The following is a 24,413-nucleotide window of genomic DNA, read 5'->3' as shown; positions in this document are numbered from 1 at the left end:
CTCACCTGTCCGCTATGAGCACACCCCAACGCACTGCCCCGATTCGTGTCCTGGTCGCCAAGCCGGGCCTGGATGGCCATGACCGTGGAGCCAAAGTGATTGCCCGCGCCCTGCGCGATGCCGGGATGGAGGTCATCTACACCGGGCTGCGCCAGACGCCGGAGATGATTGTGAATGCCGCCGTGCAGGAAGACGTGGACTGCATCGGGCTGAGCATTCTGTCTGGCGCGCACAATGCGATTGTGCCGCGCGTGACGGCGCTGCTGGCCGAGCGCGAGGCCGGGGACATCCTGGTGGTGGTCGGCGGGACGATTCCCGAACAGGATGTGGAATTCCTGAAGTCGAAGGGCGTGGCAGCGATCTTTGGTCCGGGCACTCCGCTGGATACGACAGTGCAGTTTATTCGCGAGAACGTGAAGCCTCGCAGCCTGATGGCTTAGGGCTCGCATCACGATGGAACCATTGATGCCTTATTTCTTTGCTTGACATCATAATCGAAAAGCATCATCATCATGGCATGCGTACGACGCTTGCCTTGGATGATGATGTTTTTGAGGAAGTTCGCAGCTACGCCGAAGCTCGCGATCTTCCGTTGGGGCGCGCCGTCACAGAGCTTTTGCGCCGCGCGATGGTGCAACCGGCACCTACGCGCCGTGTGAATGGGCTTCTGGTTTTTGATCTGCCCGCAGATAGTTCACCCGTCACGGACGAGATGGTTCGCGATCTGGAATCTGAGATTTGAGCGTCACATTACTTGATGTCAACGTGCTGGTTGCTATGTTCTGGCCGTCACATGTTCATCATGTGCGAGCGCAACAATGGTTCAGCGAACACTCCAGGCATGGATGGGCGACCTGTCCGCTGACCCAGACAGGTTTTGTCCGCATCGTCTCGAATCCAGCTTTCTCCAAAAGCGCCGTTACCGCGCGGGACGCGATCCATGTACTCCAAGAGAATCTGAAGCATCGCAGCCATGTCTTCTGGGCAGATTCTGTGGGCGTGAACGAAGCCGCCTCATTCACTCATGACAGATTGATCGGCCACAAACAGGTCACAGACGCCTATCTGATTGGATTGGCCCACCACCATCAAGGCAGGCTGCTTACCTTCGACCGCGGCCTGGGCTCTCTGCTGCCTCCAGCATTACAAAAGCACTCCTGGATCGTCTGCCTTTCGTAGAAATCCGAATCTTACGAGAGTGCGGATTGAGGCACAACCTGCGTCATGGTGGCACGGATGGCCTGAGCATATTTCTCGGGCATGGGCTGCTTGCGCATGGCTGCGTCCACGACGACGTGGACGGTTTCGGCCTCGGCAAGCAACTCGCCGGATTCGGCGCGCAGAATGCGGTAGCCAAACTTGATGACATGCTGGCGCAGGCCGGTCACACGCGTCTCGATGCGGATAAGGTCGTCGTAGCGGGCAGGCGACTTGTAGCGGCAATTCGCCTCCACGACGGGGAGCATGCAGCCGTCTTCGGCCTCCATGGACTTGTAGTCGAAGCCGAGCTGGCGCAGAAACTCGACGCGGCCCAGCTCGCACCAGATGAGGTAATTGGCGTAGTAGACAACACCCATCTGATCGGTTTCCGCATAACGGACGCGCAGCGTTGTGGTGGAAGGGACGCTCATAAGACCAGTGTAACGGCGGGGATAGGCGCGCAACGGAATCAAAATCTGTAGCGAGAGAGGGGTTTTCTGCCGCGCAATGAAGGAGATAGCATCAGAAAGGTTGCCTGGGGCCATCCAGACTGATTCGGCATCCTAGAAGCTGTGCACGCAATTTCAGGAGCATCGAAAACAAAACTTATGAAACTATCCGGCCTTTTTCTCTGCGTTGTGATTGCATCGGTTTCGCTCTTCCCTCGCGCGGCTCTGGCGCAGAACCCGCAGGAGAGCCAGAAGCAGATCAACGATCTGGTGTGGACGGCCATCAAGACCGAACTGGCGGCCGACAAAAATGACCACTCCGTGTTCATTTATCGCGATCATGACGTCACGCCGCAGAAGAACAAGTACAGCATTGTGATTCAAACCACGTCGCATGGCTCGGTATCGCGCGTGACCAAGCTGAATGGCAATGCCATCCCCATCGCGCAGCAGCAGGCCAAGGTAAATACCTACGTCAACAGCCCGAGCCTGCAGGACAAAAAGCGCAAGGCCGACGAGCACGATGCCAAGCAGACCGAACAGATGCTGCGCATGCTGCCGAATGCCTTTATCTGGAAGATTGCCAGCGAGAATGACCAGGACATTACGCTGACCTACAAGCCGAATCCCAACTTCAATCCGCCAACGATGGAGTCGCGAGTATTTGCCGCGATGGCCGGCGAAATGGTGGTGGACCGGCACCAGTACCGCATCAAGACCTTCAAGGGCAAGCTGATTCACGCCGTGAATTTTGGCTGGGGCATCCTCGGGCACATGAACCAGGGCGGTACCTTTGACGTGGAGCGCAAGGAACTGCAGCCGCATGTGTGGGAGATCGTGGCGACGCACGTTCACATCAACGGGCACATTCTCTTCTTCAAGACGATCAGCCAGAACGAAGACGAGGTCGATACGGACTTCCAGCCGGCCCCTGAGAATCAGTCGCTGGAAGACGCGGCAAAGACTCTGATGCAGCAGCCGAACTGGCCGCAGAGCGAATAGGGTCTTCCTGCGGGTGATCTGTTTTTGCTTCATTTCCGGGTCAGCCCACGCATTGCGCCGCCCTGGCGCTGTGGGCTGACCCGCGTAGCAGGTAAAATCAGGGTATTTCCGAGTGAAATTTCCCCGGGCCGGCTGAGCCCGAAAAGGTAGACAACCCTGCATGCATCGTTGGTCCCGGCTGTTTGTTCCCACCCTGCGCGAAGCTCCCTCTGACGCTGAAGTTGCCAGCCACAAGTTTCTGCTGCGCTCCGGATACATCCGGCAGCTTGGAGCGGGCATTTATTCGTACCTGCTTTTCGGGCAACGCTCCATCAACAAGATCGTGGGCATTGTGCGCGAGGAGATGGACAAGATCGGGCAGGAGTTTCTGCTGCCGGCGATTCATCCCGCGGATTTGTGGCGCGAAAGCGGCCGCTGGACGGTGATGGGCGACAACATGTTCCGGCTGAAGGACCGCAAGGGCGCGGAGCTGTGCCTGGGCATGACGCATGAAGAGGTCATGACCGATATTGCCCGCAATGAGCTGCGCAGCTACAAGCAGTTGCCGCAGATCTGGTACCAGATTCAGAACAAGTTTCGCGATGAGCCGCGTCCGCGCTCGGGGCTGCTGCGCGTGCGCCAGTTCCTGATGAAGGACAGCTACTCGTTTGACCTGAATCAGGCCGGGCTCGACAAGAGCTATGACCTGCATGACGCCGCGTACCGCGCAATCTTTACGCGCTGCGGGTTGAATTTCGTCGTCGTCGAAGCCGACTCGGGCGCGATGGGCGGTTCGGGCTCGCAGGAGTTCATGGTGTACACCGATGCCGGTGAGGACCTGATTGCGAGCTGCGCCAAGTGCGGCTATGCGGCCAACATGGAGAAGGCGACGTCGAAGCTGGCTCCGGTCGAGGAACTAGCGGCGACGGGCGATGGCCAGCCGGAGCTGATCTCGACGCCGGGCCAGGCGGCGATTGCCGACATCTGCAAGTTTCTGGGCATGCAGCCGCACTCAGACATCAAGTGCGTGGCGTACATGGCCGAGGTTCCGAGCGAGGACGGCAAGACAAGCACATGGGAGCCAGTGGCGGCGTTTTTGCGTGGCGACCATTTTGTGAATGAGACCAAGCTGCTGGCAGTGGTGGGCGCGACGGAGCTGCGTCCGATGCAGGCCGAGGAGCTGGAAAAATGGATGCACGGCCCGGCGGGCTATCTGGGGCCGGTGGGGCTGACTCCGGCCAAGAAGCTGCGGGATGGCAGCCTGAATGTGGTTCTGGATCTTGGACTCGAAGGCCGCAGGAATCTGGTGGCGGGCGCGAACAAGCTCGACTATCACTATCGCAATGTGACGCCGGGGCGCGACTTTACGTGGACGGTCGCTGCCGATATTCGCAATGCGGCCGAGGGCGAGGGATGCCCGGTGTGCGGCGAGCCGCTGAAGGTGGCCAAGGCGGTGGAGATTGGGCACATCTTCAAGCTGGGCACCAAATACACCGAGAGCATGGGCGCGCGCGTGCTCGATGAAAACGGCAAGGAAGTGATGCCGGTCATGGGCTGCTATGGCATTGGCATCGAGCGCATTCTGACCGCCTCGATTGAGCAGAACAATGATGCGAACGGCTTCTGGCTGCCGCGCTCGATTGCTCCGTTTGATGTGGTGGTCACCATCACCAACATGGCCGATGAGACGCTGCGGCAGGCGGGCGAAGCGCTGGCCGCGCAACTGGAGGCCGCAGGCTATGACGTGCTGCTGGATGACCGCGAGGAGCGGGCCGGCGTAAAGTTCAAGGACGCCGACCTGGTGGGGATTCCCTACCGGTTCAACGTGGGCAAGAAGACCCTCGAAGGCAAGACGGAACTGGTGACGCGCGCGACGGCGAGCAGCCAGGATGTTGCGCTGGATGCGGCGGTGGAAGCGCTGAAGGCACTCACCGCCTGAGCGAATTTCCGCATCCCAACGTCGAAACAAGCAGAAAAGGCAGGGTATTGAATTGGCAGTCAAAGTAAAGGTGGCCGGGCGGCTCGGCAACGTGTTGAAGCACAAGTTTGTGACGATCGCGGTGCTGCTGCTGGCCAGCGTGGCCGTGGTATTTGCCGCCATCTTTGGCTTTTACTACTTCAAATACCAGAAGATCGTCGATGCGCGGCTGTCGAAGCCGCTGTTTGCCGACACGGCGAAGATTTATGCCGCGCCGTTTGAAGTGCGCCCCGGGCAGAAGATTGACGCGTCGTTTGTGGCGCACGAGTTGCAGCAGGCCGGTTACACGCGGACGGGACGCGACCCCGTCTCGCAGATGGGCACCTACTCGCTGGGCGCGGATTCGGTCATCGTGCATCCCGGCCCGAACTCTTATCACGCACCCGATAGCGCGACGATCAGCTTTGCCGGTGGGGTGGTCTCGCAGATCAGTGGACAGAATGGCGAGCAGCTTGCCGCCTATCAACTGGAGCCGCTGCTGATCACCGGCCTCTCGGACGCGCACCGCGTCAAGCGCCGGCTGGTGACCTATGATGAGCTGCCGAAGTACCTCGTCCCGGCCGTCACCGCGATTGAAGACCGCCGCTTCTTTCAGCACGGGGGCCTCTCTTACACGGGCATTGCCCGCTCCTTTGTGAATGACTACCTGCTGCCCGGGCACAAGATGTATGAAGGCGCTTCCACCATCGACATGCAGGTGGCGAAGATGTTCTTTCTGACTCCGGACCGCACCTGGCGCCGCAAGTTTTTGCAGGTGGTGGTCACGATGGAGCTGGAGAACAAGCTGGACAAGAAGCAGATCTTCCAGCTCTATGCGAACGAGGTGCCCCTAGGACAGCGAGGCAGCTTCTCGATCAACGGTTTTGGAGAGGCCGCGCAGGCTTTCTTTGGCAAGAACGTGGGTCAGTTGAACCTGGACGAGTGCGCGCTGCTGGCGGGCCTGATTCAGAGCCCGAGCTGGCTGAATCCGATGCGGCATCCGCATCGGGCGACCGTGCGCCGCAATGAAGTGCTGGACGCAATGGTGGAGACCGGCGCCATCACTCAAGATCAGGCCGCGGCGGCCAAGGCGGAACCAATTCACCTGATTCCCAGCGCGGTCGATGCCGGAGAGGCACCGTATTTTGTGGACCTGGTGCGCGACCAGCTCTCGCAGCGGCTGGGCAATGACGCCTACAACGATCAGGGACTGCGCATCTACACCTCGCTCGACCCGCAACTGCAGCAGGCGGCGACCGAGGCCGTCACCGAAGGCATGCAGCATGTGGACGATGTGGTGCGCAAGCAGCATGAGCGCGCGGTGCGCTATGAGGAGCGGCACCACCTGAAGGTGAAGCCGCTGGTGCTGCCGCAGGTGGCGCTGGTGGCGCTCGATCCACACACGGGGCAGGTGCTGGCGCTGGTGGGCGGCAAGAACTACGAGTACAGCCAGTTGAATCACGCAATGGCGCACCGGCCGACGGGGTCCACCTTCAAGCCGATCGTCTACGCATCGGCCTTCAATACGTCGCTGGCCGGGACTCCGCTGACCAACTTCAACGGCACCAGCGCCGTGTTTTCGCCGGTCACGATGCTGAATGATGAGCCGACGACCTTCACGACTGCCGACGGCAAGACGTATTCGCCTCATGACTTTGAGAACAAGTATTTTGGCGAAGTGACGGCGCGCTTCACGCTGATGGAGTCGCTGAACAACGCGACCATTCAGCTTGCGCAGATGGTGGGGCTGAACAACATCATTGCGCTGGCGCACCAGGCAGGGCTGACGGCCTTCCAGCCGACGCTCTCGGCCGCCATCGGTACCTATGAAGCGACGCCGCTGCAACTGGCCGGCGCCTACACGATGTTTGACAACAACGGCATCTGGGAGCAGCCCTGGATGCTGGCCTCGGTGCGCACCTCGAACGGCAATGTGATTGCCGACTACAGCAACCAGAGCAAGCCGCTGCTCGATCCGCGCGTGGCGTTTTTGACGACGGCGCTGATGGAAGCCGTAATCAACCACGGCACGGGCGCGGGCGCGCGCAGCCAGTATGGCTTCACTGCCCCGGCGGCGGGCAAGACAGGCACGGAGAATGACTCCTGGTTTGCGGGCTTCACGAGCAACCTGCTGTGCGTGGTGTGGGTGGGCAATGACGACTACTCGGTGCTGCATATGGAGGGCGCGACCGCCGCGCTGCCGATCTGGTCCGAGTTCATGAAGAAGGCCGTCACGCTGCCGCAGTACTCCGACGTGAAGGACTTCACGCCGCCGCAGGGCGTGGTGGAGGAGACGCTCGACAAGGCGACGAACCTGGTGGCCGACTCCAGTTGCCCGGAGGATTACACGGCGTGGTTTCTGGACGGCACGCAGCCGACCGACACCTGCGACCATGTGAACGGCAACCAGCGGAACATCTTCCAGCGCATCTTCGGGATCGGGCAGAAGCCGGCCCAGCCGCAGCCGCAGAACGGGCAGCCCACGCAGCCACAGACTCCGCAGGCGGTGACGGTACCGACACCGCAGGCCACCCCGCAGCCGCAGCAAACGGAACAGCAGCCGCAGCAGGAGCCGAAGAAGAAAAAGAAACGGGGCTTCTGGTCGCGCCTCTTCGGATCGCACAACAATAACAACAATCCGCAGCAGAAGCCGCAGAACAACAGCAATCAGGATCAGCCGCAGGATTAGGCTCCCGGCCTGGGAAAACAGGCCGGGGAGAGGCAACTCAATCCCTGCGGATGAAGCGCTGGAAGTCGAGTGTGCGATAGAAGCGGAAGCCCAGACGCTCGTAAAGCGCGCGGGCGCGAGCGTTGGCAGCGGCCAGATGCAGAAACGACTGGCGGCCCTCAGCGCGATGCTCGTGTAGAAGCCGGGCGATGATGGCGGCGGCGTATCCGCGGCCAGTGTGGGCCGGATGGGTGCAGACGGCGCTGATCTCCACATAAGGCCCGAAGGCCAGCCGCTCTCCGCCCATCGACACCAGTTCCCCGCCCTGCCAGACGCCATAATAGGCGCCCAGCTCAAGGGTGCGGCGGAAGAAATATCCGGGAAAAGCCACCGCAATCAGCGCCAGCATGGCTGGAACATCTTCGACCGAGAGGGGCGCGATGGAAATGCCGGGATCGAGTGACGGCAACGGAGCTTGAGCCGGAAGGATCATCTGCAAACCGCCGAAGCTGTACTCGTGCACGAGACCGGGGACGGTCGCGGGCGGCGTGTATGCGCCGGAGTCTTCTGTAGACTCGCGACTCGGAGTGGTACTGAAAAGATAGACCGATTCTCCGGGATCGAGCAGTGCGTGCAGATCTCGCATGGCTTGGGACGTGTTGTCGCGAACGGCAGCAAAGCGCAGCACCTCCGGCGGGTAGCGCAGAGCGCCGCCATGGCCGGGACGGCGGATGGCCAGAGCTGCATGATGCGTTTGAAGCGAGTGCCAGATGGGATTGAGAAAAGCGAACCCGGGCTCGGCAGCGCGGGAAAGATCGGGCTCGGAAGTCATGAGATTTTTCTCTCCAAAGAGCCAGCGCAACGCGACGGATGGCCACCTTTCAGGCTAATGCATGGACGGAAGGAACACGCATGGGAGCCGCCGGAGAGAAAAAAGCGCGGAGAGCGCGAGAGCTCCCCGCGTGCGGAGGGCCAAAGCTAAAAGCGGTAGGCGAAGCCGAGCGACAGAATGGGGTAGAAGCGCGCGTAGTTCGCGTTGTTCTGGATTTTCGTCTTTTCGGCGGCGACGTCGGACTGAAAGGTGGGGTCAGACTGGACGGGCCGGCAGCCCAACTGCTGCGCATCGCACACCGAGCCGCCGAAGTTGAGGCCGACCTTGGGATCTCCGATGTAGGCGAAGCCCATTTCAAAGGGAATGATGAAATGGCCGGGCTTGCGCGGAATCAGATTGCCCCATCCGAAGGTGAGCATGGGAGCGGCATGCGCGAGGTCAATGCGGGCACTTCCGCCAACGGGATCGGCGAGGTCGCTGACATAGTCATTGCCGTTGATGGTAAAGCTGGTGCCGCCGGGGACCGAGCCGTTGGCGATGATGCGGTTGCCGCTGTAGACCAGCGCGCCGGGGCTGACGTGAAAGCTGCGTCCCCAGGGAAACCAGTCGATGCTGGCCTGGGCCGAAGAGAAGTTGAGCGCGGCGGCGTAATGAATGCCATTGGTGGTGAGGTGGTCAGTGTACTGAAAGAAATTGCCGCCCACGCGCAGATTGAAATGCCCGCTGAGCGGAGTCGCGACTTCAACGCCTGCGCCGAGCGTGCTGAACTTGACGCCCACGGCGAGTTGCGAAAAGGGGCGAACGCTTTCGGCGGCCGGAGCGACGGGATAGCGGTGCGTCCCGGGTGCGGCGAGGGCACGGAAGGCCCAGGGAGCGGCAGCGGGTTGAGCCCAGGCCGGAATGGCGGCCAAAGATAGGGCGAGCAGCAGAGACACTCCGAGCGCAACGGCGGAGCGCCGCAGAGAAGACAACATGAGAACTCCTGTGGTGAAGGTTAGGGGAGGTTGGGAGTTTCACCCGCACGGCTTGCGGCGCGAGCAGGACGAGGGCGCTCGATCCGCACTCTCATTTGCAATGAGCGTAAGAGAAGAGCGGGGCGGGAACGATCCCCCATCCGTGTGCTTCGGCTGCCACGGACGGGGGAAGGTTTGAGAGCAACACTCTCAGGCCTGGGCAGTTTCGAGCTTGCCGCGCAGACCTTCGGCCAGTTGCACGACCTGCGCGACCTTTTCGCGGGCGGCGGGGGCAAGGCCCTCGACGCTGAGCGCGAGCTGCGACTGCAGCAACAGCGCGGTAACGGCGTTTTTGATTTCGGTATCGACGGCGGCAGCCGCGGCGCGGAGCGAGAGCGACATCTCCTGCTCGCGGCGGACCAGAGCGGCGCGCACCTCGCGGACGATGCGGGCCGGGCTCGACAAGGCGAGGTTCACCTGCACGGGGATGGCAAGACCGGCCTGCTTCCAGAGCAGTTCGGCGCCCTCGACGTCGGCCTCGACCATAGCCTGATCGAGCAGCAGCACGGCGTACTCGCGGCGGGTCAATGCCTGCAGGGCTGCGCGGCGCGAGGAGGCCACTTCGGCTTCGACGCCCAGCCGCTCGCGCAGTTCAGTGAGGCAGGGCTCCAGTGCTTCGGCGGAAGTCATGATCAATGCGGCGAGACTCATGCGAGGCCTCCCTTCCCTTCTTCGGCGACACCGTACTCCTTGAGCTTGCGGTAGAGCGTGGTCTTGCCGATGTCGAGCAGCCGCGCGGCGAGCAGCTTGTCTCCCTTGACCTGAGCGAGCGTGGAGAGAATGGCGCGCTTTTCAATCTCGGCGAGCGAGAGCACTTCGGCCTCGGCCTCGGGCAGTTCGGCGCGGGTGCGAGGGCGCTTGCGCTGCATAGCCGCGTGTTGCAGGTAGAAGTCCTTGACGGGACTGGTGAGGTCGCCGGCCTGCACCTGCTCGCCGGAGCAGAAGGAGCAGGCGCGGTCGAGGGCGTTCGAGAGCTCGCGCACATTGCCGGGCCAGGGGTATTCGCTGATCATGGCCAGGGCCTCGGCGCTCAGGCGGAACTTCTTGCCGTATTCGCGGCCGATACGGTCGAGAAAGTGAGCGGCGAGCAGCGGGATATCTTCGCGGCGCTCGCGCAGGGGCGGCAGCACCAGCTTGACCACGTTGAGGCGGTAATAGAGGTCGCGGCGGAAGCGGCCCTGCTCGACCATCTCCGCCAGGTTGCGGTTGGTGGCGGCCAGAATGCGGACGTTGATTTTGACGCGATGCGTGGCGCCGACCGGGCGCACCTCTTTCTCCTGAAGGGCGCGCAGCAGCTTGGCCTGCAGGTCGAGCGGCATCTCGCCGATTTCATCGAGGAAGACGGTGCCGCCCTCGGCGGCCACCAGCAGGCCGTCGCGGGCGCGAGTGGCTCCGGTGAAAGCGCCCTTCACGTGCCCGAAGAGCTCGCTTTCCATCAGAGTGGGCACGATGGAGCTGCAATCGACGGGAAGAAAGGGCTTGCTGGCATAGTGACCGTGGACGTGGATGGCGCGCGCCACCAGCTCCTTGCCGGTGCCGCTCTCGCCGAGGATCAGGACCGGGTGCGTGGTCTGCGCCACCTTGGAGAGAATGCGGTAGAGCTTCTCCATCTCGGGACTTTGGCCGACGATGTTGCCGAAGCCCCCTTGCAGGCGCAGCTTCTCGCGCAATCCGCGGCTGGCCGTATCCATGGTGCGATGACGGGCGAGGCGGTCGAGCACGGAGGTGAGCTCTTCGAGGGAAAATGGCTTGATGAGGTAGTCGTGCGCGCCCGCCCGCATGGCCTCGACAGCCGCCGAGACGCTGGAGACCGCAGCCATGACGACGATGGCCGTCTCAGGATGCAGGGCGCGAAGACGGTCGAGCAGCTCAAAGCCCGGCCCCATGGCTGCGCGCTGATCGACCAGCACGATATCGACGCCATTGCTTTCGAGCAAGCCGCGAGCGGCCTGCAGGTGCTCGACGCCATGGGCGGCGAAGCCGTGGCTTTGCGCGATCTCACAGCAGGAGGCTCGCACCATGGGGTCTTCTTCGACGACCAGAACATGCAGCCGGGCGATGGACGCTCCCGGTAAGGGTAGGTGTTGGATTGCATCCGCCATAAGATTTGTTTCCCATCCTCGCATCATGCACGGCCACCTTTCACGGGGATTCGCCCGGAAGAGGCCGGGGAATCGGTTACGTTCGTAAGCGGCAGCTCCATCTCAAAGCGTGCGCCGCGCGTGCTGCGCACGAGTTTGAGGACGCCGCCGCAGGACTCGACCAGATCGCGGGCGATGGCAAGGCCAAGGCCACGCCGGAGCTCGGACCCGGCCTCCGGCTGGTGGCCGGCACCGACCGAGGAAGCGCGGCGGCGGGTGCTCTGCGAGCTGTCCGCCTCGGGATTGCGGGTGCTGAAGCCTGGCTCAAAGATGCGAGTGGCGAGGCTCGACGGGATGCCGGGGCCGTCGTCCTGCACGGTGATCATCACCGAGTCTGCGGTGCGCAGCGGCAGGCCGGCCGCTCCGGCGGCAAAGCTTTGGCCCCCGGCCATCTGCGCGGCGATGCGGATGCGGCCGCCCTCGGGCATGGCCTCGCTGGCGTTGCGCACCAGGTTGACCAGCACGCGTTCGAGATCGGCGGCGGGCATGGCCAGACGGCCCCAGCAGGGCGCGCAGGCGATCTGCAGATGCACGCGCGGACCGGCGACAGCGGCGAGCAGGCGCTCCATGCGGGTGAGCACGGTGGCGACGCGGCTGCGGCCGGGCTCGAGCCGCTGGGCCGCAGCCGGTGGAAGCGCTGTGTCGGCTCCGATTTCCCGCTCCGCGAGCCGGCCCATCTGCCGCAGCAGGCCGATGCTGGCATCGGCCACGGAGCGAATTTCCCCGGCCAGATAGGCGTGCTCGGGGACCAGCACCCCGGGTTGGGCCAGGACTTCGGCGCAGAGTTCGAGCGAAGCCATCACGTTGCGCAGGTCGTGCGCCAATCCACTGAAGTCGGCCGCCAGCCGGGGCGCCCAGCGCGCCGGTCTGGCGGGAAAAGTAAGAATGCCCCCCATGATTCCCTCCTTGTTCTTCGGATAAGGTTCCTGTTTGGCAACTGTTAGTGCAGATGGAGTGCCAAATATGGACGCGAATTGCAAATGAAAGAAAATAAAAGACTTGCTCTCGAACGGAAGATGATCCGGCGAGGCAGCTGAAGCGGGCTTCGGGTTCCACAATGGGAAATTTCAGCGCCAGTGTGCCGCAACTTGCTGAAAGCATAGGGTGTTGTCAGAATTTCCCGATCTGGAACGCGGTGCGGCTTTCCCGATTTGGGCTGGGCACGGAGGAACTGCGCTCCTGTGCGGGGAGCGGGATGTGGAAAAGCTGCGGGATACGGCTCGCTTTCCTCCACAAGCCCGGCCCCGTAGGATGAAAGCCATGACAGAGAAAGAGTTTTTTCGTGCTTCGGGACGGCGTCCGGATGAGATGCGCCCGGTGAAACTGACCGCTGGCTACACGTCGATGCCGGAGGGTTCGGTGCTGATTGAGGTGGGCCATACCCGCGTGCTGTGCGCGGCCACCGTGGAGCAGGGCGTGCCGGGCTGGATGCGCAACAGCGGACGCGGCTGGGTGACGGCCGAATATGGCATGCTGCCGAGGGCCACGCTGACGCGCACGGCGCGCGAGTCAGAGCGCGGCAAGGTGGGCGGGCGGACGCATGAGATTCAGCGGCTGATTGGCCGCTCGTTGCGCGCGGTGGTGGACATGCAGGCGCTGGGCGAGCGCACGGTGATTCTGGACTGCGATGTGCTGCAGGCCGACGGCGGGACGCGCACGGCGGCGATCACGGGAGCCTGCACGGCGCTGGCGATTGCCTGCCAGCGGCTGGTGAAGGCCGGGACGCTGAAGGCTTCTCCGCTCAGGCAACTGGTGGCCGCGACGAGCGTGGGCATTGTGGAAGGCACGACGCTGCTGGACCTGGCCTATGAAGAGGATTCGCAGGCCGAGGTGGACATGAACCTGGTGATGACCGAAGACGGCGGCCTGGTGGAAGTGCAGGCGACGGCCGAGCGGCAGGCGTTTCCGCGCGCGCGCATGATGGAGATGATGGATTATGCGGAGAAGGGCATTCGCGAGCTGCTGGCGCTGCAGCGGGCGGCGATGGAGAGCGCAGGATAGGCGCGGCAGGCGCATTTCCTCTGTGGCGGCGGTCACGGCGCGCCGCGCAGAGGGCTGAGATGCTCTAAAATTGGCGAAACGTCTTCAAGAGGTCTTTCCCGGCAGCGAACGGCTGCGGGATGCCGCGGACGGCGGTTGTTCCACTTTTGCAGGAAATCGATCAGGAGGATTTACCCCATGTCTATGAAGTTGACGCCCGGCAAACTGGCCGGACTGAAATCAGTTTCGACGCCGAAGGGCGTGATTGCCGCCGCCGCGATGGATCAGCGCGGTTCACTCAAGAAGTCGCTCGCCAAGGAAAAGGGCGTGGCCGATCTGCCCGACGAGGCTTTGATTGAGTTCAAGGAACTCGTCACCGACGTGCTGACGCAGCATGCCTCGGCGATTCTGCTGGACCCGGAGTTTGGCCTGCCTGCCTCAAAGAAGCGCCACGGCAAGGGCCTGCTGCTGGCCTATGAGAAGACGGGCTATGACGCTGCCCTGCCGGGCCGCCTGCCCGATCTGCTCGACGTGTGGAGCGTGCGCCGCCTGAAGGAAGCGGGCGCGGACTGCATCAAGATTCTGCTCTACTACACGCCCTATGAGAAGACCGCCATCAACGACCACAAGCATGCCTGGGTGGAGCGCATTGGCGATGAGTGCCGCGCCCATGACATCCCGTTCTTCCTGGAGACGGTGGGCTATGCGGTGCATGGCGAAGACGAAAAGGGCCTCGAGTACGCCAAGCGCAAGCCCGATGTGGTGACCGGCTCGATGGAAGAGTTTGGCAAGGAGCGCTACGGCGTGGACGTGCTGAAGGTGGAAGTGCCGATCCAGATGGAGTTTGTGGAAGGCACGAAGGCCTTCAAGGGCACCAAAGCGTATACCCGCGCCGAGGCTCTGGAGCACTTCCGCACATCGGCCTCTTCGACGCACAAGCCGTTCATCTATCTGTCGGCGGGTGTTTCAAACCCGGTCTTCATTGAAACGCTGGAGCTGGCGGCGGAGTCGGGCACGAGCTTCAACGGCGTGCTGTGCGGCCGCGCCACCTGGAAGGACGGCATTGCCGTCTATGCCAAGCAGGGCGCCAAGGCCTTTGAAGAGTGGCTGCTCTCGACCGGCGTGGAAAACATCAACAACGTGAACAAGGCCCTCGAAGCCGCGCACTCGTGGCACGACAAGGTCGATGTGAACGGCTAGTTCCGTTTGCAGGAAGACAGGAAAGCGCCGCAGCGATGCGGCGCTTTTTGCTGCGCGCAAACAGTTCGCAGACTTTGCGGAGGAATAGCCGCAGCTTCGTGCCGGCCGGTGGTTTGGCCTACGCGCCCGGCATCACTGGCAGTTCGAGATGAGAGGCGGCGTAGATGTGAATGGTGGCGCGCTGGTAGTCCTTTGGTTTGGCCTTCATGATGTTGGGCACAAATGTCTGCGGGTTGCGGTCGTAGAGCGGGAACCATGAGCTTTGCACTTCCACCAGAATGCGATGGCCGGGGAGGAAGACGTGATCGACACCGCGCAGGCTGAAGTGATAGCGCTCCGTCTGGTTGGGCGGCGTGGGGCGCGGGTGCTCAAAGCTGGTGCGGTAACGGCCGCGGAAGATTTGCCCGGCGATCATCAACTGGTAGCCGGCCAGATGCGTGTCCTCATTGGGTGAGGTGGGCGGCGCACCGGCGTTTGGCGTGTCAGGATACACGTCGATGAGCTTGACCACCCAATCGCCGTCAGAGCCGGAGGTAGAAGCCAGAAGATCGGCGTACACATCTCCGCTGATGGTCAGAGCGTGCGTGAGCGGCGGCGTCTCCCAGCGGGCGATGTCTTTGCGGTGGCCCACGAAACGCTGATCCTGCGCGAGCCATGTGTACCAGTGCGAGCCGGGCGCGTAGGTGGCCTGGATGGGGCGCTTGCGATAAGGCACGGGATCAGCAGGATTCGACGTGTAGGCTGTGAAGCTTGTGGGCTGAGCGGGTGACTCGAAAGTGAGGCCGCCGTTCGATGCGAGGTAGAGGTTTTCGAGGTGCGAGGCGCGGGGCGGCCATTGGGCGTAGCGCTCCCACTGATCGGTGCCGGTGCGAAAGGTGATGGTGTTCTCGAGGTTGAAGCCGGGCTGGCCTTTCAGGTAGTAAGCGAAGAAGGGCGCTTCGACGTGTTCTCGAAAATAGTCGCCGGTGGCCGAGCCGAAATCGACGGCTCCGAGGTAGCGCGTGGTGCTGGCCCAGCCGCCGTGATTCCAGGGGCCGATGGCCAGGTAGACGCGGTGCGCGGGGTCGTTGGGCTGGTTATGCTTTTCGAGCGCGGCGTACTCGGCCTGCGGGCCCCACATGTCTTCCTGGTCCCACCAGCCGCTGACCTCAAGGGTGGGCACCGTCACGCGGGTGAGGTGCGGCTGGACGGCGCGCTTCTGCCAGAAAGCGTCGTAGGCGGGATGCTTGAGGAAGGCCTTCCAGGTGGGCAGCAGGCCGGCGCCGGATTTGCTGACGGCTCCGGCAAAGTTGCCGGCGGAGAGAAAGTAGTTATAGGCGTCTTCGTTGAGCGAGCCAAAGGCATTGACCTTGCTGCTTTCCATGCCGAGGGCGTAATCGTAACCGTAACTCTGACGAAATGCGCCGTAGTGAAAAAAGTCGTCGCCCATCCAGACATCGGTCATGGGGGCCTGCGGGGAGATGGCCTTCACGGCCGGGTTGGGATCGATGCCGGCCTCCATGGCGAGGAAGCCGGGATAAGAGATGCCCATGACGCCTACTCGGCCGTTGTTATCGGGAACGTTCCGGAGCAGCCAGGCGACGGTGTCGTAGGCGTCGGTGCTTTCATCCACGGCGTGCGCGTCTTTGTGATTGGCCAGCGGGCGCATCATGACGAAGTGGCCCTGCGATTCGTAACGGCCACGGATATCTTCCATGACGAAGATGTAGCCGCTCTGCGCGAGCGTGGTGTAGCGCTCATTGATGGTGTCGGAGTCGTACTCGTCCACACCGTAAGGCGTGCGCTGCATGAGGAACGGCAGCGGCTGGTTTGTGTCCGTGGGGCGCAGAATGATCGCGTGCAGCTTGATGCCATCGCGCATGGGAATCATGACCTCTTGCCGCGAGTAAGGTCGGAAGTGGTTCGGCTCCGGATGGCTGCTGATCTTGCTGGCGGATGCGGCGTTGTTTCCCTGATGACGCTCAAAGCCGGTGACGCGGCCCGCAGCATCGGTGGTGAACACAAGAGAGAAACCATCGGCGGGGCTGCGGAAGCGCAAGGGACCAGCGGCGGCCAGCGACGCGGCGGCCATGCGGCGTGCTTCCACGGTGAGGTGATCGCCGTGGCGGAAGACCGACCAGATAATCTCCGGCTCTCGGGTGAAGCTGTATTGACCCACAAAACGTTCGAGCGCTGACGCTGATTGATGGATGCGAGGCGCGACGGGCTGCTGTTGAGCGTGAGCCGGGAGGGTGACCGGAAGAGTGAGCAGAAGAGCGAGGGCCAGCGGAAGAGCAGCGGGGCGCAGCAGCATGCGAGGTGAGGCCTCCGGGGAGAATGCGTGGCCTCATTGTATTCGCTCAAAAAGAAAAAGGCCGCATCGCGAGGATGCGGCCTGAGGGTGGAGAGGTGAAGACGAGTTATTGAACGTCTGCCGCGATGGAGAGCGTGTGGGTCGTATTGCCGGAAGTGGCTGTCACGCTCACGTTGATGCAGTTGGGGCACGAAGCTCCAAAGTTGTTGTTGCTGGTGCTGCCGCCGCCGGAGCCGCCGCTGCCACCCGAGCCACCGCTTCCTCCAGAGCCGCCACTGCCGGAGCCGCTGCTGCTGCTGCTGCTGCCGCAACCGATGCCGAAGCCCAGCACGACGATGAGAAGAAGCACGCCGAGCATGCCGCGCCAGCTACGCTTGCGAGCCGGAATCGCGAGCAGGAAGGCACAGGCCAACGCCGCTCCGCCACCGAGCCAGCCGTTGAACGGGTTGGTTGCGTTGGAGGCGCTGCTGCTTGCGGTGAGCGTCAGTTGCGCTGTTGCTGTTCCGCCAGCGGCAATGGTGTAAGAGGAGTGGTCGAGCGCGCATGTAATGCCGGTGCCCGCATTGCAGGTGATGTTGATGGCTCCGTTGAATCCATTCACCGAAGAAAGCGTGATGGGAACAGTCGCATTGCCGCCAGCCGAGATACCGACGAAGCTGGTGGACGGAACCATGGAGAAGTCGGAGAGCGAGTTGTTGAGGATCAGCGTATTCGAAGATGGCTGGTAATTGGAATCTCCGACGTATTGCACCTGGATTTGGTTGCTGCCCTGCAGCAGGCTTGCGCTGCTCAGAGTAACCGTCGCCGTGCTGGTGACTCCGCTGCTGGGTGCAGCCAGCGTGGCCGAGCCGACCTGCTGGCCGCTGGCGTCGAGCACCACGGTGCCGGTGGGTGCCGCACTGCCGCTGATGCCGGTGACGGAAATGCTCACCGTAATGGCCGCCGTGGAGGAGGTGCCGCCGTTGTTGTCTCCACCGGTGGCAGTGGCGCTGGTAGTGGAGGCCATGGAGCCGGTGTTGAGCCCGGCAGCCGAAGCAGTCTCCAGCACCAGCGAGGAGGTCTGCGTGACTGGCGCATAGTTCCCATCGCCCGGATAGGTCACCTGCACTGAGTAGGTGCCGGCAGGTGCGCTGGAAGGCAAGGTGAAGGAGGCTACGCCGTACACACTCGCGGTCGATCTATCGGTTCCAGCGGAAAGCGCTTGCGTGAAGGTGTAAGCCTGCGGTCCTGTAACCGTAATTGTTACGTTACCGGTAGGCGCCGCCACGGGAACCGCTGCCAGCAACTGATTGTTAAAGCTTGACTCAAGAGCGGCATTCGCGGAGTTTTCGACCAGCACGTTGAGGGAATTGGCCTGGCCCTGCAAGTATTGATCGGCTCCAGCGGTGCTGGCTCCCAGGTATCCGGAGCCGGTGAGCGAAACCGAGGGCGTGTCTTTGGTGATGGTGAAGTTGATCGCCGAAGCGCTGGAAGTGTTGTAGCTGTTGTCTCCCGAGTAGGTGGCCGTGACGGAGTGCGATCCGACCGCGAAGGGGGCGTTGTATTCCGCAACGCCTTCGCTGTTGATGGTTGCGGTGTTGAGGGTGGCACCATTGTCAGCGAAAGCTACGGTGCCGGTGGGAACGCCGTAGCCGGTGGAACTGCAACCATTCGATGCGCAAGAGGAAGGTTCGGGGCGGCCGTCCAGAAGCAACTGAGTTCCGTAAGGAACACTGCCGCCGGAAGAGATTGCCTGCGTTCCGGTGGAGGACGAGCCGACATTGGGAATGCTCAGCTCAAGAGTGCTGCTTTCAGGATTGACGGTGATGCTGGTCTTGCTGGACGTGTTAGCAGCGTTGGCGCTGTCGCCGCTGTACTGCCCCCAGATCTGATAGGTACCACCGGGCAGAAAATTGATGCTGGCGGAGTAGCTGCCATTGGACAACGTGAAGTTGGTCACGCCGCCCTGTACGGGTTCCGAACTGCTGGTGACAAGCGCCACTGTACCGGTGGGGGTGGTCGATCCGCCGGTCACGCTGCCCTGAATGGTGATCGCACTGCCGTGCGTGAAAGAGGTGGATGACGGAGTGAGCGTTACTGTGGTGGAGGCGAACTTGACGTTGCTCCAGTCCGCGATCAGCTTGGCTGCATCGACGGAGCCGAGGCCGCTGGCCTGATCGTAGCCGGTGCCCGCGTTGTATGCGGGCGTGGTGCCGGTGCCGAGCTGGCCTTCGGTGACGTTGTTGACGGTGATGGCGTTGGAAGCCGCGATGCAGTTGGGCGAGTTCGAGGTGGAAGTCGCGGAGTACTGGCAAGGCACACTGTTGGAGCCGTTGACAACATCATGGAAGGCCGCGGGATACTGCGCGGCGAGCGGGTAGAGCACCATGTCCGCCTGGCCCTGGCGGTTGTTGGTGGCCTGGTTGACCAGCGCCATGATGCCCGCGAAGGCGGGAGCGGCAGCGGAGGTGCCGCCGATGCCCGTGATCTGCACCGGATTGCTGCCCGAGGCGCTCTGGCAGTCTCCGTCAGAAGCGCAGATGGGATAGTAGCTGGCGTTGATTCCGTCGGCCGCGAAGAGCGAGACGTCAGGGACGTCACGCACCTTGTCAGACGGCACGCCGGTGCCGGACTGCCACGCGGGCTTGGGGTAGCCGGTCAGGTTGACGGAGCAGCTTCCGGTGGAGGAACTGATAGTGCCGGAGCAGTAGGCGTCGCTGCTGGCTCCGCCGCCGCCACCCACAATGGTGGAGCTGCCGGTCAGGTTGTAGTAGTTGAGAATGTCGTCGCCAAACTGGCTGTCATTCCAGGCCTGCTCGGGGATGTACTGCTTGAGCGACTCGGTGGGCGTGGTGGAGGTCTGACCGCTCCAGTAGGTGCCGAGTTGCGTATCGATGGCGTTCGTGCCCTGATTCCAACTGCTGTAGTAGAAGTCGGTACCGCCCACGGCGACGTTGTAGGGGGTGGACGCGAAGCCGTTCACGCCGGTGCCCTTGGTGGCATAGGTCTCGGTGTTGGGATTGTCGCATCCAGCCGAGCCGCTGTCGCCTGAGGAGACAATGACCGTGATGCCTTCGGCCGCGGCCTGCTCCCAAAGGTTGCTGAGAAACTCGTTGCTCGAAGCACCCAGGCTCGCCTCGCAATTGCCGAAGCTGACGCTCATGACGGGCGCGAGGTCACTGTAAACAGCATGCTCGGCGGCGAGAATCAGGCCTGATTCGCTCGCCGTATCGGCAGCAATGACGAGATCCACGGTCGCCTTGGGAGCGACGGCTCCGGCCCATTCCACATCGAGATAGGCCTCGCTGGAGTCACCATTGGAGCCGTCAGGATTGTTGACGCCGTCGATGCCGGGATCATTGCCATCAATGATGACCTGCGGCGGATTGGCGGGCAGATTAAAGAGCGAGCGGAAGCTGTTGACGAGCGACACGTTGATGTTCGAGTCATTGATGATGGCGATGGTCTGCCCGGTGCCGTCGTAAGTGGTGCCGCTGTAGCTCGAGTTCAGAGCCGGATTGGGCAGGTCGTATTCCACGCCAAAATCCTGCGGGCTGAGGACGAAAGATTCGCCGTTACCCTCAGGGTACGTCCACTGCGGCGTGGCCTTGTGCGTCTCGGGGTTGTAGGTAGCCAGGCCCAGCTTGCGGCTGTAGGAGCGGACAGGAAAATCGTTGAGGGAGACGAAGCCCTTCACGACGGGCGCGAGCGCGGAGGGGATCATCGGCTCAGTCGCCGCGGCGTAGTGCATCTGGCCGTTGATGGCGTACTGGTGATAGGTAGTGTGGAAGGTGTTCTGAAGCTGCGAGACGCTGCCGTCGAAGCGGATGGTCAGATTGCCGGGATCGGCCTTGACGTTGCTGAAGCCCTGCGAGCTCAGCCAGGATTCGATTCTCTGCACGTCCTGCTGGGAGGGGCCAAACTTTGCGCCGAACTCGGCGGGGGTGAGCCACTTGTGATACTGAGGGCTTGACGGATCATGCTGCGCCTGAATGAGCTGCGTGAGGGCGGTCTGCTGCGCGGCGGTGCGCTTGAGCACCAGATGCATCTGGCTGAGCTGCAGGCTCGCCGGCGCGGCGCCACGATCATTGGCGGTGGTGGCCAGCGGAGAGACATTGCCCTTGAGCGTCACCAGCGAACTCTCACTGATGGGACCGGAGATGCGGCTGGGAATCTGTGAAGACGCACCGACGCTCTGCGCATGCAGGGCGGCGGGCAACAGGCAGGCCGCCAAAGCGGAGGCTGCCACGTTGGCTGTGAGATTGCGGAGGCGACGGAAGGTCATGGCCCATCCTTGAAAAATGAAATCGTACTGGTTATGGCCGGCATTGGCGCGGCGGCAGGCACGCATTGCAATGATGCGTGCGGTTCAAGTGTCTCCATGGCGGCCGGTGAGCCGGCACAGCACGGCCAGGCGCATTTGCGGGCTCCTGATGAGTAACCTGCAGATGGCTAAGGTTTATGCGAAGCAAAATAGGCTGTCAAGCGCAGGCCCCTGACAGGATAAAAACGCCGGTCGCGGGTTGCCTCTCGCGGCGCGCTGTCATAGACACCAACGCGGGGCAAAAGGTTGTCCTCAAGAAAAAGATTTTGCCGTACTCAGGCCATCGTGAGCGGATAACGGCTCTTTTCGACCGCCGCCGCCGCGATCTGACGGCTCAGGGCGACGGCGTTGGCCGGCTCATGGCGGGCAAAGCGGCGCAGGATGGCGAGATGCGTGCGCAGGGTGTCGCCCTCCGCCACGGCGGCGGCGACGAGCTCGGCGGCGGCGGTGACCTTTTCAAAGGCGGAGATGGCGTAGAGCGCGGTCATGGATTCGGCGAGCGAGATGCGATCGGCCCGCTCCCCTGATTGCCGCAGCTTGCGGGCGCGCAGCAGCGCGGACTGGAGCGCGTAGACCTCGGTGGTGAGATCGGCGAGGGCGGCCATGATCTCCTGCTGATTGATGAGCGCCGAGCCATATTTTTGACTGGCGACGCCGGCCGCGAAGAGCGTGATTTTTTTTGCTGCCGCGAGCAGGCCTGCCTCGCGCGCGAGCGGGTCCGATGTATCTGGAGCGGCGGAGAGGGATGGCGGGGCAAGCACCTCTTCCATCAGCTTTTGAATCGCAGGCAGCAGCGGGAGCTGGCCCGAGACGGCGCGCTTCATCAGAAAGCCGGAGATGATGAGGCGGTTGATCTCATTGGTGCCCTCAAATATGCGGTTGATGCGGGCATCACGCCAGGCGCGCTCCGCCGGGTAGTCCTCGACATAGCCGTAGCCGGCGTGAATCTGCACGCCGTGGTCGGTCACAATGCCCAGCATCTCTGAGGCCCACACCTTGAGGATGGAGCACTCGATGGCATAGGCCTCGATGCGCTTTTGAATCTCGCGGGAGCCGGCGGCCTGCTCTGGCGGTATGGCGGCCAGCGCGGCGTCAATGGCCCCGATGGCACGGTAGGTCATCGATTCGCCCATGAAGATGCGGGCCGCCGCATCGGCGATCTTCTGCTGGATGAGGCCGAACTCGGTGATGCTTTTGCCGAAGGCCTTGCGGTCGCGGGCGTAGGCGATCGAGTCCGCGAGAGAGTGCTTGGCGCCGCCGAGACAGGCCGCGCCGAGCTTGAAGCGGCCAATGTTGAGAATGTTGAAGGCGATGTGGTGGCCTTTGCCCGCCTCGCCCAGCAGGTTGGCCACGGGCACCCTGCAATCGGAGAGAATGAGCGGGCAGGTGGAGGAGCCGCGAATGCCGAGCTTGTGCTCCTCAGGCCCGACGGTCAGGCCCGGAGTGTCGCGCTCGATGAGAAAAGCGGAGAACTGTGTGTGCGCGGGATCCGGATCAGCGGGATCGACGATGCGGGCGAAGAGGGTGAAGAGGTTCGCGACGCCGGCATTGGTGATCCACATTTTTTCGCCGTTGAGCACATAGTGCTGCCCGTCAGGCGAGAGCGTGGCGCGGGTGCGAATGTTCATGGCATCGGAGCCGGACGAGGCCTCGGAGAGCGCGTAGGCGGCGATCCACTCGCCGCTGGCGAGGCGCGGCAGATATTTCTGCTGCTGCTCTTCCGTGCCGTACCAGACGAGCGGCAGCGTTCCAATGCCGACGTGGGCGCTGAAGGCGACCGAGAAGCTGGCCAGCCGCGAGATATTCTCGGCGACGATGGCCGAGGTGACCTTATCGAGCGCGAGGCCGCCGCAGTCCTCGGGCACATCGACGCCCAGCAGACCAAGGTCGCCAGCCTTGCGCATGAGTTTGCGCAGCAGGTCGAAGTCCTTGCTCTCGAGGGCAACGGCGACGGGCAGCACTTCCCTTTCCGCAAAGGCTGCGGTGGTGGCGGCGATCTGCCGCTGCTCGGGCGAAAAGTCTTCGGGGATAAAGATGCTTTCAGGGCTGGCGTCTTCGAGGAGAAAACCACCGCCAGCGGGGGCGGAGATTGCCGGAGTGCTGAGCTGGGCCATAAGCGAACCTCCCGTGCCAATAGGCTATCGTAACGCGCAAGAGGCGGGCATTACGCAAGATTCTCAAAGATGCCGGCCGCGCCCATGCCGCCGCCGACGCACATGGTGACGAGTCCGTAGCGGAGACGGTCGCGGCGCATGGAGTGCAGGAGTGTGGCCGTCAGCTTGGCTCCGGTGCAGCCGAGCGGATGGCCGAGCGCGATGGCGCCGCCGTGCACGTTGACCTTGCCGGGGTCGAGATGGGCCTCGCGGATCACGGCGAGCGACTGCGCGGCAAAGGCTTCGTTCAACTCGATGCGGTCGATCTGTTCGAGCGTGAGTCCAGCCTGCCGCAGAGCTTTGGGAATGGCGAAGACGGGGCCGAGGCCCATCTCCTCTGGCGCGCAACCGGCGGTGGCAAAGCTGACAAAGCGTGCCAAGGGAGCGAGGCCGAGCTCACGCGCACGTGCGGCCTCCATCACGACTGCCATGGCCGCGCCGTCTGAGGTCTGCGAGGAGTTGCCTGGTGTGACCGTGCCCTGCGCGTGAAAGGCCGGCTTGAGTTTAGCCAGCGCTTCCAACGAAGTATCGGCGCGGGGGCCTTCATCGGTATCAAAAAGAGCCGATGCTTGCGCCACATGCGCCGGGCTGGCGCCGGGCGAAGTATTTGTCACCGTAACGGGCACAATTTCTCCGGCGAAGATGCCCTGCTCGATCGCGGCCAGTGCTTTCTGGTGGCTCGCGAGGGCAAACGTGTCGGCGTCTTCGCGGGTGATGCCGAACTTTCGCGCCAGATTTTCGGCAGTGAGGCCCATGGAGAGATAAACATCGGGATGGTGATCGATGAGCCAGGGATTGGCGCTGACCTTGTTGCCGCCCATCGGCACCATGCTCATCGACTCGGTGCCACCCGCCAGCACCACGCGCGACTGGCCGGTGAGAATCTGCTGCGCGGCGAGGGCGATGGTCTGCAGGCCCGAGGAGCAGAAGCGGTTGACGGTCATGGCCGCAGTCTCGACCGGCAGTCCGGCGCGCAGGGCCGCAATGCGAGCGACGTTCATGCCCTGCTCTGCCTCAGGCATGGCGCAACCGACGATGATGTCTTCTATCTCGCGAGAATCCAGCGCGGGCACACGCGCCAGAGCACCCTGGATGGCGATGGCAGCCAGGTCATCGGGCCGCACCGCGGCGAGCCGGCCGCGTGGAGCCTTGCCGGCTGGAGTACGGACGGCGCTGACGATGACAGCTTCTGGCATAGAACCCCCTGTCGCCCTCTGACGCTATCACTCTGAGCGCGCGCGGA

Annotated in this window: 18 protein-coding genes; 8 read left to right on the top strand and 10 right to left on the bottom strand. The window is 62.9% G+C overall.

Translation table 11 applies throughout. The features are described 5' to 3' along the window. The first annotated feature begins 14 nt into the window (after window positions 1-14). From ACP_RS13515 to ACP_RS13505, 3 genes are all read left to right on the top strand, one after another. Window positions 15-440 (top strand): cobalamin B12-binding domain-containing protein, encoded by a 426-nt coding sequence (locus tag ACP_RS13515; RefSeq protein ID WP_015897894.1) that lies wholly within the window; start codon window positions 15-17, stop codon window positions 438-440. A 77-nt stretch (window positions 441-517) separates the two neighbouring features. Beyond that, a complete protein-coding gene (locus ACP_RS13510; RefSeq protein ID WP_015897893.1) occupies window positions 518-742 on the top strand; it encodes a hypothetical protein in 225 nt (74 codons plus the stop codon). Continuing rightward, a complete protein-coding gene (locus tag ACP_RS13505) occupies window positions 739-1,179 on the top strand; it encodes a TA system VapC family ribonuclease toxin (RefSeq protein ID WP_015897892.1) in 441 nt (146 codons plus the stop codon). The genes ACP_RS13510 and ACP_RS13505 overlap by 4 nt, the downstream gene beginning before the upstream one ends. Window positions 1,180-1,190: 11 nt before the next feature. On the opposite strand, the gene ACP_RS13500 is transcribed toward ACP_RS13505, so the two are convergent. Continuing rightward, window positions 1,191-1,631 carry an acyl-CoA thioesterase gene (locus tag ACP_RS13500; RefSeq protein ID WP_041840322.1) on the bottom strand — a complete coding sequence of 147 codons (441 nt, stop codon included), beginning with the start codon at window positions 1,629-1,631 and terminating at the stop codon, window positions 1,191-1,193. A 177-nt stretch (window positions 1,632-1,808) separates the two neighbouring features. Between ACP_RS13500 and ACP_RS13495 the strand changes: the two genes are divergently transcribed. The 3 genes from ACP_RS13495 to ACP_RS13485 all read left to right on the top strand — a co-directional run bounded on the left by ACP_RS13495 (window position 1,809) and on the right by ACP_RS13485 (window position 7,276). Next, window positions 1,809-2,651 (top strand): hypothetical protein, encoded by an 843-nt coding sequence (locus ACP_RS13495; RefSeq protein ID WP_015897890.1) that lies wholly within the window; start codon window positions 1,809-1,811, stop codon window positions 2,649-2,651. Window positions 2,652-2,811: 160 nt separating this feature from the next. Next, entirely contained in the window at window positions 2,812-4,569 is a 1,758-nt protein-coding gene (locus tag ACP_RS13490) for a proline--tRNA ligase (RefSeq protein WP_015897889.1), read from the top strand. Window positions 4,570-4,621: 52 nt separating this feature from the next. Continuing rightward, entirely contained in the window at window positions 4,622-7,276 is a 2,655-nt protein-coding gene (locus ACP_RS13485) for a transglycosylase domain-containing protein (protein ID WP_148215162.1), read from the top strand. A 37-nt stretch (window positions 7,277-7,313) separates the two neighbouring features. Here ACP_RS13485 and ACP_RS13480 read toward each other — a convergent pair whose 3' ends face one another. The 5 genes from ACP_RS13480 to ACP_RS13460 form a co-directional block, all read right to left on the bottom strand. After that, complete coding sequence (locus tag ACP_RS13480; RefSeq protein WP_015897887.1) at window positions 7,314-8,087, bottom strand: GNAT family N-acetyltransferase; 774 nt, start codon at window positions 8,085-8,087, stop codon at window positions 7,314-7,316. Between the two features lie 146 nt (window positions 8,088-8,233). Next, complete coding sequence (locus tag ACP_RS13475) at window positions 8,234-9,061, bottom strand: hypothetical protein (RefSeq protein ID WP_015897886.1); 828 nt, start codon at window positions 9,059-9,061, stop codon at window positions 8,234-8,236. A 189-nt stretch (window positions 9,062-9,250) separates the two neighbouring features. Next, window positions 9,251-9,751, bottom strand: coding sequence for a hypothetical protein (locus ACP_RS13470; protein WP_041839585.1), 501 nt, complete (start codon window positions 9,749-9,751; stop codon window positions 9,251-9,253). Then, a complete protein-coding gene (locus ACP_RS13465) occupies window positions 9,748-11,202 on the bottom strand; it encodes a sigma-54-dependent transcriptional regulator (RefSeq protein WP_015897885.1) in 1,455 nt (484 codons plus the stop codon). The genes ACP_RS13470 and ACP_RS13465 overlap by 4 nt, the downstream gene beginning before the upstream one ends. Before the next feature lie 23 nt (window positions 11,203-11,225). Continuing rightward, on the bottom strand, window positions 11,226-12,137 hold the full coding sequence (locus ACP_RS13460; protein WP_148215161.1) for a sensor histidine kinase: 912 nt from the start codon (window positions 12,135-12,137) through the stop codon (window positions 11,226-11,228). A 364-nt stretch (window positions 12,138-12,501) separates the two neighbouring features. Between ACP_RS13460 and rph the strand changes: the two genes are divergently transcribed. Together rph and ACP_RS13450 are read left to right on the top strand one after the other, a co-directional pair. Then, window positions 12,502-13,242, top strand: coding sequence for a ribonuclease PH (rph, locus tag ACP_RS13455; protein ID WP_015897884.1), 741 nt, complete (start codon window positions 12,502-12,504; stop codon window positions 13,240-13,242). 183 nt (window positions 13,243-13,425) lie between these two features. Further along, window positions 13,426-14,421, top strand: a complete 996-nt coding sequence (locus ACP_RS13450) for a tagatose 1,6-diphosphate aldolase (protein WP_041839583.1) — start codon at window positions 13,426-13,428, stop codon at window positions 14,419-14,421. Window positions 14,422-14,539: 118 nt separating this feature from the next. Here the strand turns inward: ACP_RS13450 and ACP_RS13445 are convergent, their stop codons facing one another. From ACP_RS13445 to ACP_RS13430, 4 genes are all read right to left on the bottom strand, one after another. Further along, window positions 14,540-16,714 carry a CocE/NonD family hydrolase gene (locus ACP_RS13445; RefSeq protein WP_083770616.1) on the bottom strand — a complete coding sequence of 725 codons (2,175 nt, stop codon included), beginning with the start codon at window positions 16,712-16,714 and terminating at the stop codon, window positions 14,540-14,542. Between the two features lie 106 nt (window positions 16,715-16,820). Beyond that, a complete protein-coding gene (locus ACP_RS13440) occupies window positions 16,821-20,978 on the bottom strand; it encodes an Ig-like domain repeat protein (protein WP_015897881.1) in 4,158 nt (1,385 codons plus the stop codon). Between the two features lie 314 nt (window positions 20,979-21,292). Then, on the bottom strand, window positions 21,293-23,131 hold the full coding sequence (locus tag ACP_RS13435; RefSeq protein WP_015897879.1) for an acyl-CoA dehydrogenase family protein: 1,839 nt from the start codon (window positions 23,129-23,131) through the stop codon (window positions 21,293-21,295). A gap of 50 nt (window positions 23,132-23,181) precedes the next feature. Continuing rightward, entirely contained in the window at window positions 23,182-24,366 is a 1,185-nt protein-coding gene (locus ACP_RS13430; RefSeq protein ID WP_015897878.1) for an acetyl-CoA C-acyltransferase, read from the bottom strand. Window positions 24,367-24,413 lie beyond the last annotated feature (47 nt).

The sequence above is a fragment of the Acidobacterium capsulatum ATCC 51196 genome, assembly GCF_000022565.1.
In the GTDB taxonomy this organism is placed as follows: Bacteria; Acidobacteriota; Terriglobia; order Terriglobales; family Acidobacteriaceae; genus Acidobacterium; species Acidobacterium capsulatum.
The sequence above is the reverse complement of the archived record's forward strand: the minus strand, read 5'-3'. Positions and strand labels throughout refer to the sequence as shown.

Coding starts and splice junctions, on each gene's coding strand:
- ACP_RS13515 (WP_015897894.1), top strand. CDS start 15: ATGAGCACACCCCAACGCACTGCCCCGATTCGTGTCCTGGTCGCCAAG.
- ACP_RS13510 (WP_015897893.1), top strand. CDS start 518: ATGCGTACGACGCTTGCCTTGGATGATGATGTTTTTGAGGAAGTTCGC.
- ACP_RS13500 (WP_041840322.1), bottom strand. CDS start 1,631: ATGAGCGTCCCTTCCACCACAACGCTGCGCGTCCGTTATGCGGAAACC.
- ACP_RS13495 (WP_015897890.1), top strand. CDS start 1,809: ATGAAACTATCCGGCCTTTTTCTCTGCGTTGTGATTGCATCGGTTTCG.
- ACP_RS13490 (WP_015897889.1), top strand. CDS start 2,812: ATGCATCGTTGGTCCCGGCTGTTTGTTCCCACCCTGCGCGAAGCTCCC.
- ACP_RS13480 (WP_015897887.1), bottom strand. CDS start 8,087: ATGACTTCCGAGCCCGATCTTTCCCGCGCTGCCGAGCCCGGGTTCGCT.
- ACP_RS13475 (WP_015897886.1), bottom strand. CDS start 9,061: ATGTTGTCTTCTCTGCGGCGCTCCGCCGTTGCGCTCGGAGTGTCTCTG.
- ACP_RS13470 (WP_041839585.1), bottom strand. CDS start 9,751: ATGAGTCTCGCCGCATTGATCATGACTTCCGCCGAAGCACTGGAGCCC.
- ACP_RS13465 (WP_015897885.1), bottom strand. CDS start 11,202: ATGGCGGATGCAATCCAACACCTACCCTTACCGGGAGCGTCCATCGCC.
- ACP_RS13460 (WP_148215161.1), bottom strand. CDS start 12,137: ATGGGGGGCATTCTTACTTTTCCCGCCAGACCGGCGCGCTGGGCGCCC.
- rph (WP_015897884.1), top strand. CDS start 12,502: ATGACAGAGAAAGAGTTTTTTCGTGCTTCGGGACGGCGTCCGGATGAG.
- ACP_RS13450 (WP_041839583.1), top strand. CDS start 13,426: ATGAAGTTGACGCCCGGCAAACTGGCCGGACTGAAATCAGTTTCGACG.
- ACP_RS13445 (WP_083770616.1), bottom strand. CDS start 16,714: ATGCTGCTGCGCCCCGCTGCTCTTCCGCTGGCCCTCGCTCTTCTGCTC.
- ACP_RS13440 (WP_015897881.1), bottom strand. CDS start 20,978: ATGACCTTCCGTCGCCTCCGCAATCTCACAGCCAACGTGGCAGCCTCC.
- ACP_RS13435 (WP_015897879.1), bottom strand. CDS start 23,131: ATGGCCCAGCTCAGCACTCCGGCAATCTCCGCCCCCGCTGGCGGTGGT.
- ACP_RS13430 (WP_015897878.1), bottom strand. CDS start 24,366: ATGCCAGAAGCTGTCATCGTCAGCGCCGTCCGTACTCCAGCCGGCAAG.